Raw genomic sequence first — 7119 nt, 5'->3', positions numbered from 1 at the left:
GACCTGCCCGGCAAAGCGGCCAAACCCGAGGCGCCCACCGCGCCCGCCGACACCCGTTGCTTCCCGATCAAAGACATCGAACTCAAAGGCGCCGACAGCCTGCCGGCCTCCGAGCGCGAGCGCCTGCTCAAGCCCTATGTCGGCCAATGCCTGGGCGTGTCCCAGCTCAACGACCTGCTCAAGGCCATCACCGACTACTACCTCGGCAAAGGCCGCGTCACCAGCCGCGCCTACCTGCCGCAGCAAGACCTCTCCACCGGCCACCTGCAAGTGCTGGTGGTGGAAGGCAAGCTCGAAGCCTTGCGCAGCGCCGAAGGCAGCACCGTGACCGAACGCGAACTGGCCATGGCCTTTCCCGGCAAGGTCGGCGAAGCGCTGAACCTGCGTGAAATCGAGCAACTGGTGGACCAGCTCAACCGTCTGCCGTCCAAACAGGCGCAGATGGAACTGACCCCCGGCAAGCAAGTCGGCGGCAGCGACGTGGTGGTCAAGAACACCGCGCAAAAGCCCTGGCGCGCCAGCCTGTCGCGCAATAACGACGGCCAGAAAAGCACCGGCGAACAGCAATGGGGCGCCGGCCTTGAATGGGACAGCCCGCTGGGCCTGGGCGACCAGTTGATTCTGCGCGGCGGCCATGACGCCATCAGCGACCACCAGAAAACCTCGAAAAACACCATGCTCTATTACAACGTGCCGTGGGGCTGGTGGAACTTCAGCTACACCTACAGCGAGAGCGACTACCGCACCTTCGGCGTGACCGACGACTTCAAATACAAGCAGGACGGCGACAACCAGAACCACCAACTGCGCGCCGAACGGGTCATCCACCGCGATGACGTGAGCAAGACCTCGGTCAACGTCGGCCTCGCGCACCTGCGCACCAACAACTACATCCTCGACGTGCGCACCGCGCCTAGCAGCAACCGCCTCAGCGAACTGCAACTGGGCGTCAACCACGGTCGGCGTATCGGCACAGCCTTCGTCAACCTGGACCTGGGCATGCAAAACGGCATCGGCCTGCTCGACGCCCAGTCCCAGGAAGAGCGCGACGCCTTCGGCCGCCGCCAGCCGAACTCGCGCTACCGCAAATACACCGCCACCGTCAGCTACCTGCAACCGTTCAGTCTGTGGGGCGAGTCGTTCAGCTTCAGCAGCCTGGCCACCGGTCAACGCAGTGAAGACCCGCTGTTCTCGCCCCAGCGCATGAGCCTCGGCGGCTCGGCTTCGGTGCGCGGTTTCAAGGACCAGTTGCTGACCGGCGACAGCGGCGGCTACTGGCGCAACGAAGTGCGCTGGGCGCGCCCGGTGACCCTCGACTGGATGCGCCCGGCCTTCTTCGAATACGGCGCCAGCGTCGGCTACGACCAGGGCGTGATCCGCAACGACCGCTACAACGACAACGTTCATGGCCGCGTGTCCAGCAACTCCCTGGAGCTGTTCGCCCGAGGCAAGAACGTCAGCACCAGCGTGACCTTTGCCCACTCGCTGGAAAAACCCGGAGTCGTCACCGAGCGCGAAGCGCCGATCTACTTCCGCCTGGATTTGTTCCTGTAATTCAACGTTGCGCCGCAGCGAGAAACTGAAAATGGACGTTCGACAATTTGCCTTCCTGGCCCGCCAACCTTCCGCCGCCCTGAAGCCGCGAAACGCGTTCTTCGGCCTGCCCAAACGCGGGCTGGCGCTGATCCTCGCCAACGCGCTGTTCTGGCAGCCGCTGCTGGCCCAGGCCGAGGGCATCGTGGTCAGTGCGCCAGGTACCACGGTGGGCGCGGCGGGCAATGGCGTGCCGGTGGTGAACATCGCCACACCGAACGGCGCAGGCTTGTCCCATAACCAGTTCCAGCAGTACAACGTCGGCCCCAACGGCGTGATTCTCAACAACGCCAACGGCGCGCTGCAAAACACCCAACTGGGCGGGATCATTGTCGGCAACCCCAACCTCAAGGGCGGCGCGGCCAGCGTCATTCTTAACGAAGTCAACGGCGGCAGCGCCAGTCAGTTGCGCGGTTATACCGAAGTGGCGGGGCAGTCGGCCAAGGTCATCGTGGCCAACCCGTACGGCGTGACGTGCAGCGGTTGCGGCTTTATCAATACGCCCAACGTGACCCTGACCACGGGTAAGCCGGTCATCGACCCGACCGGCCAGTTGAAAAGCTACCAGGTCGATGGCGGCGCCGTGACCATCGATGGCGAAGGCCTGAACGCCAGCAACGTCGACCGCTTCGACATCATCACCCGCTCGGCCAGGATCAACGCGCAAATCAACGCCCGCGAACTCAACGTCATCGCCGGGCGCAACGACGTCGATGCACAAAGCCTGAAAACCACCGCCCGCGCCGATGACGGCAGCGCCAAACCCGAGCTGGCGATCGACTCGTCGGCCCTGGGCGGCATGTACGCCGGCGCGATCAAACTGGTGGGCACCGAGGCCGGTGTGGGCGTGAAGCTTGATGGCACCCTGGCGGCCAGTGGTGGGGATATCCAGCTTGATGCCAATGGGCGCTTGAGCATGGCGCAGACCGCTGCCAGCGGCGCAATCAATGTCAAAGCCGCCAGCCTTGACGCCCAGGGACCAATTTATGCCGGTACCGCTCTGGAGGTGCAAACCCAGGGCGATCTCAACAGTCGCAAAAGCCTGGCCGCACGTGACCGCATTGCGCTGTCCAGCGGCGGCACGCTGACCAACGCAGACATCATCGAAGCCGGCGTCAACGCCGATAACACCCGCAACACCACAGGCGACGTCAGCCTGCGCGGCCAGGCCATCAACAACAACGGCGCCAGCGTGATCGCCAGCCGCAGCTTGAGCGTCGATTCCCAGGCCTTGAACAACCAGGGCGGCACCCTCAGCGCCCGGCAAGGCGCCCGCGTGACGGCGGCGGCCGTCGATAACCGCAACAACGGACGAGTCCTCAGCAACACCGCGCTGGCTATCGACGCCGGCGCGCTGCAGAACGGCCAGGGCGGATTGATCGCCAGTAACGGGCCGCTGACTGCCACGCTGGGCACGGTGCAAAATACCGGCGGCGAAATCTCCAGCCTGGACACTGCCAACCTGACGGTGACCACCCTGGACAACGTCGCGGGCCTGGTCACGGCGGGCAAGGCGTTGAGCCTCAACGCCGGCACGCTCGACAACCAGAACGGGCGCGTCACCAGCCAGGGCGTTCTTCACCTCACCGGTAATCGCCTGGACAACCGCCAGAAAGGCCTGGTCGCCAGCACCGGCGGCGTGCAGATCGACGTCGCCAACATCGACAACCGCAACGGCGAGCTCTCCAGCCGTGCGGGCGTGGCGGTGAACGGCACGCAACTGGATAACAGCGATGGCGGCCTGGTAGTGGCCGGCACTGGGCTGAACCTGAACGTCGATCAATTGCTCAACCGCAACCAGGGCCTGATCAGCAGCGAAGGGCTGCTCACCGTGACCACGGGCACCCTGGTCAACCGTGGTGGCGCGCTCTCCAGCGCCGGCCCGCTGAGCATCGGCGCCCGTGACGCGGTGGACAACCAGGGCGGGCGCCTGGTGACTGACGGCACCCTGACCCTGACCAGCGCAAGCGTCGACAACAGCCAACAAGGCACCCTGAGCGCGCGCCAGGCCGCGCACATCAGCACCGCCGACCTGAACAACCAGCAAGGCGGGCAGATCACCAGCGCGCAGGCCCTGACCCTGGACCTCAACCGTGGTCAGTTCAACAACCAGAGCGGGCTGATCAACGCGCCGTTGCTGATGCTCAACAACCTCAAGGATGTGCATAACCAGGGCGGCGAGATTTCCAGCAGCCAGGCCTTCACACTCACCGCCGACAACCTCGATAACAGCAGCGGCAAACTGCTGAGCAACGCCGCCCTGACTCTGCGCATCGGCCAGGCCCTGGCTAACGTCAAGGGTATGATTGCTGCGGCTGCGGTTGACGCAAGCGCCGCCAGCCTGGACAACAGCGGCGGCACCCTCACCAGCCGTGGCGACACCCTGCTCAACGTGAGCGGCCCATTGGCCAACCAGGCCCAGGGCCTGATCAACGCAGCCAACCTTCTGAGCATCAATACCGCGAGCCTGGCCAACCAGAACGGCTCGCTGCTGGGCAGCGCGATTGCCCTGGACTTCGGCACCGCCACCGGCGACCTGAACAACACCGGTGGCCTGATCACCACCGCCGGCAACCTGAGCATCAACCACCTGCGTGACCTCGGCAACCAGGGCGGCGAACTCTCCAGCGCGCAAACCCTGAACCTCAAAGGCCGCACGTTGAATAACAGCAACGGCAAGCTGATCAGCAATAACCTGTTGGTGCTCAATGCCGAAAACCTGATCAACCAGAATGGCCTGATGTCCGGCTGGCAGGGTTTGACGGTCAGCGGTGCGAACCTGGATAACCGTAACGGCGGCACCTTGTCGAGCCGATACGGCGACCTCAATGCCACGCTGACCGCCAGCCTGCTCAACAGCGCAGGCGGCGCGTTGGTCAGCCAGAAAGCCTTGACCGTCAACGCGGGCGAACTGGACAACAGCAACAAAGGCGTACTTTCCAGCGCGGCCGGGCAGACGCTTACCGTCGGCGGCTTGCTGAACAACGCCCAGGGCGGCGTGATCGACAGCGGCGCGGCCTTGAGCCTGAACACGCAAAACCTGGACAACAGCGCCGGCAGTATCAGTGGCGGCACCGCCACCACCCTCGACCTGCTCGCCACCCTGACCAACACCAACGGCAAACTGGCCAGCGGCGGCCCACTGCTGATCAGCCGCGCGGCGCAGATCAACAACCAGGGTGGCCAGATTGCCAGCCAAGGCTTGTTGACCCTGCTGACCGGCGGCCTGGACAACCGCAACCGTGGCACCCTGGCCGCCAACGAACGCTTGAGCCTGACCGCCGGCGGCCTGGTGCAGAACGGCAACGACGGCTTGATCTACAGCCAGAACGCCGACCTGCTGCTCAGCGCCAACCGCCTGGACAATGGCAAGGGCACCGTGCAAAGCCAGGGCGGCATGACCGCCAACGTGGCCGACACGCTGGATAACCAGAGCGGCAAACTGATTGCCCAGGCCGGTGACTTGCATGTCAACGCGGCCAGCCTCGACAACCGTGGCGGCACCCTCGCCAGCCTCAAGGCCGCATTGCAAACCCAAGTGGTCGGCGTGCTGCGCAACGGTTACGACCTCAATAACAACCGCCAGGGCGGCGTGATGCAGGGGCAAAGCCTCAACCTGCAAGCCGGCAGCGTAGACAACTACGGCGGGCGCATCGCCGCGCAGGGCGGCAACGCGTTGGTCACCACCGGCAACTTCGACAACCGCAACGGCGGGCTCTATGCCAAAGGCCTGATGCGCGTGGTCGGGCATGACTTCGATAACAGCGGTGACAACGATGGCCAGATCGCCGGCCAACAGATCGACCTGGACCTCAGCGGCGCGTTGAATAACCGCCTGGGCATCATCGAAAGCGAATCCACCCTCAAGGTCCGTGCCGCCAGCCTGGACAACCAGACCGGTCGCCTGCGCGCACTGGGTAACAGCGGCACCACCGAGTTCGCCATTGGCGGGCTGTTCGACAACCGCAACGGCGTGCTGGAAACGGCCAACACCAACCTGACCCTGGACGCCGACCGCCTGCAGAACCTCGGCGGCAATGTGCTGCATGTGGGCACCGGCACCTTCGGCATCGCGCCGCGCAATCTCAACGATGTAGGCGGCAGCCTGGTCACCCGTGGCGACCTGACCATCGCCCAGGACACCTGGACCAACAGCAGCGTGATCCAGGCCGGGCAACTGACCGTCAACGTCAACAGCCTCGAACAGACCGCGACCGGTCAATTGCTCGGCGCCCGACGCTTTATCGGCAGCGGTGGCAACTGGTCCACCAACGGCCTTATCGCCAGCGACGGCGACCTTGACCTGAGCTTGAGCGGCGCGCTGAACAGCAGCGGGCGCATCAGCAGCCTGGGCAAACTGAACCTGACCGCCGCCCAGGCCAACTTGAGTGACACCGCCAGCATCGCCGGCGGTGGCGTGACCCGCGCCACCCTCAGCGGCACCCTGAACAACCGCGGCCGCCTGACCTCGGCCACCGACCTGCTGATCAACGCGGGCGCGCTCAACAACTTCGCCACGCTCGGCAGCGGGCAAACGCTCACGGTCAACACCGGCGCATTGCTCAACGACCACGGCCTGATCTTCAGCGGCGCCGACATGAGCCTGCGCGTGGCGTCGCTGAACAACAGCTACGGCGACCTCTACAGCATGGGCAACCTGAGTGTCGATCGCGACGGCAAGGGCGGCCTGGCCGACAGCATTATCAACAGCTCATCGAGCATGCAAAGTGACGGTGACCTGACCCTCACCGCCGCTACGATCAAAAACGAACGTGCGGTACTCACCGTCAACGACGCGGGTGTCTACACCGCCTCGGCCACCGAGGGCGCGTGCATCAAGTACGTCAACGCCGGTGACTGCAAAGCAGGCGGCACCCCGCGCAACTACGTGTGGGAGTTGCTGACCCGCGACAAGCTGGAAGTGACAGCCGCCAGTGCCGGTTCGAGTATCACCGCCGGGCGCAACATGACCCTGGCGGGTGGCGACCTGCTCAACAGCAGCAGCTCGATCGCGGCCGGCGGTAACTTCACCGCGCGCCTGAACAACCTGGTCAACACCGGCATCGAAATCGGCGAGACCGAGACCTATCGTCTTTTCACGTCAGAGCGCACCAAGCACCCTGGACGCTGGTTCGATGCAGCCGCCGCACTCACCAACAAATACTGGTACAAAAGCGCCGGTTACAACCCCAATGACCTCGGCGGCCTTGAGGCCACGGTGGCCAACTTCATCGGCATGATGGAGATCGAGCGCACCCAGTTCGGCAAAGTCACCAAAATCGCCAGCGATGATCAGCGTTACGCTGCCGTGATTCAGGCTGGCGGCGCGGTGGACGTCAAGGCGCAGGCCGGTATCGACAACAGCGTGGTGCGCCCGGGTTACACCTACATCGGGGCGGGTGCAAAAACCACCACCGGCGCAACCGGCGCCAGTGCCGCCAACGGTTACTCGACCCGCGTCACCCTCAACGCGCAATTGCCTGCGGACCTGGCCCAGCAGCAGATCAACCCGCTGAGCTTGCCCGG

Annotated in this window: 2 protein-coding genes; both read left to right on the top strand. The window is 64.7% G+C overall.

Annotated features, from left to right (window positions below; genetic code table 11):
• The coding region (locus BFP96_RS06010) for a ShlB/FhaC/HecB family hemolysin secretion/activation protein (RefSeq protein WP_065935625.1) at positions 1-1554 on the top strand (1554 nt) is incomplete at its 5' end.
• A gap of 31 nt (positions 1555-1585) precedes the next feature.
• A partial coding sequence (locus BFP96_RS06005; protein WP_139113348.1) for a two-partner secretion domain-containing protein occupies positions 1586-7119 on the top strand: 5534 nt, incomplete at its 3' end.

The organism is Pseudomonas sp. 34 E 7, from assembly GCF_900005715.1.
Taxonomy (GTDB): Bacteria; Pseudomonadota; Gammaproteobacteria; order Pseudomonadales; family Pseudomonadaceae; genus Aquipseudomonas; species Aquipseudomonas orientalis_A.
The sequence above is the reverse complement of the archived record's forward strand: the minus strand, read 5'-3'. Positions and strand labels throughout refer to the sequence as shown.